Here is a 1,546-nt window from a genome sequence, read left to right as displayed (position 1 = left end):
GACTGTCGTCAACCCTATCCAACCATGAAAAGGGATACCATTGATTTTCCCCTGCACAAAATGACATATTTCACTCAATCGCACTTCAGTCCGTAAATTCACCGCAGCCTGAGACGTATTTCCCAACATCGCCAGCAATAATGCACCAAATTGCCTATTCTCCTCCCGGCGGGCAAATTCTTCGGGATCATATTCGCGATCAGAAAAATAGCCTTTGACACAGAGTATTTCCCACTCTTCCAGCACACCACTCACTTTAATTAATGGTTTACGCGGGGGCAATTCCGGCGGCGGCGGCTCTTTTGCTAGTATCGCATCCAGTTCAGGGATTTTTTCTTTTGTTTTTGCAATCTCCTTCTCTGCCTCTTCTCTGCCTTCTGGATGGCTTACTATCCAGTCAAGGTTAACTTCAATCCATGTATCAAGACTGCTTCTCTGACTTTTTATTTCTTCAAAGTCAATAGCACCTTTTAACATCTGATAAGTATTCATGAGAGCACCTTAATTGCATCGGCAAAGTTTTTACTTTGTGCTTCATATAACTTATCTTTCTGAGATTCAGGGTAAATCCATTGCGTGGCTTCCAAGCCCTTCACCGGCTCTAACCCAAAAACACAACTCCGGCACCATTTTTGTAGATCATTATCGACATATAATGAAACCAGCCACTCAAGAATGAGAAGTCCAAGCATGACTTGCCAGCTAGCCAGAAAACCAACAACCCTACCGGCAGCCAAAGATCCCAACATTTTTAATGTAGTTTCTAAAACCCCCCTATCCATCAGCTTTCTCTCTATCAATACTTCTAACAACCCGCCGGATGCTTTTAGCATTGCGCCAATATCACCCCCAATTTTGCAACCGATTAATCCAAAATACTGCCAACGCCGTCTGCCATGCAATTCAGATTCAAAATCACTAATATCTACCCCCAGATTTAGTGCGGAAGCGAGCGTGCCCGCACTCGACCCGATAAATTTAATGGTGTCGGTGGCAGCCATATTTTTTATGCCGTGCTTCACCATCGGCTCGACAATCTCCATCGCCGTACTCAGTGTGCTTAAAAACGCCGCAGTCACCTGAGCATGACTTTTAACATCTCCCTTACTCTCTTTTAACTGATTGGCATATTCCAGCCCATTAAAAAATAAGACCAATAACTTAATCCGGGATTTTTTTAATACCGATTCCCCTTCGGCACTTTGAGCAAACTTTTCAAAGTTAGATTGATATTTATTATTTTTTTTCAACCGCTCCTCAGAACCCGGTCTCTTAAGTCTCTCCAATACCTGTTGCCGAAACGCATTACCCTCCTTAAGTTGTGATACCGACAAATCAACCGCCTGATCAAACGGCACCCCTGAAATCACCGAGAATAGCCCCTTACTCAGCATTTCATTGGTGCTATTCAGCACTTTTCCTAAGCGGGTAAAATTAAAGAACCGGTCGCCCAACGTCACCAGTCGCCGGTCAGAATGCAGCATCGCCCGGGCAAAGGTGCTGTTGGATCTGGGCGGCTTTTCCAGCACTTCATTCGCTTTATCGT

The 1,546-nt window shown here is 44.5% G+C and carries 1 protein-coding gene and 1 pseudogene; both read right to left on the bottom strand.

Going from position 1 to position 1,546, the window contains the following annotated elements; all coding sequences use genetic code 11:
• Positions 1-492 (bottom strand): annotated as a pseudogene (locus D3222_RS24530) (putative type VI secretion system effector); the annotation flags it as partial.
• The coding region (locus D3222_RS24525) for a T6SS effector BTH_I2691 family protein (protein WP_304598689.1) at positions 489-1,546 on the bottom strand (1,058 nt) is incomplete at its 5' end. The gene D3222_RS24525 and the pseudogene D3222_RS24530, both read right to left, overlap by 4 nt.

The sequence above is a fragment of the Photorhabdus sp. CRCIA-P01 genome (genome assembly GCF_003545805.1).
GTDB classification, from domain to species: Bacteria; Pseudomonadota; Gammaproteobacteria; order Enterobacterales; family Enterobacteriaceae; genus Photorhabdus; species Photorhabdus antumapuensis.
This window is presented reverse-complemented; position numbering and strand designations above follow the sequence as displayed.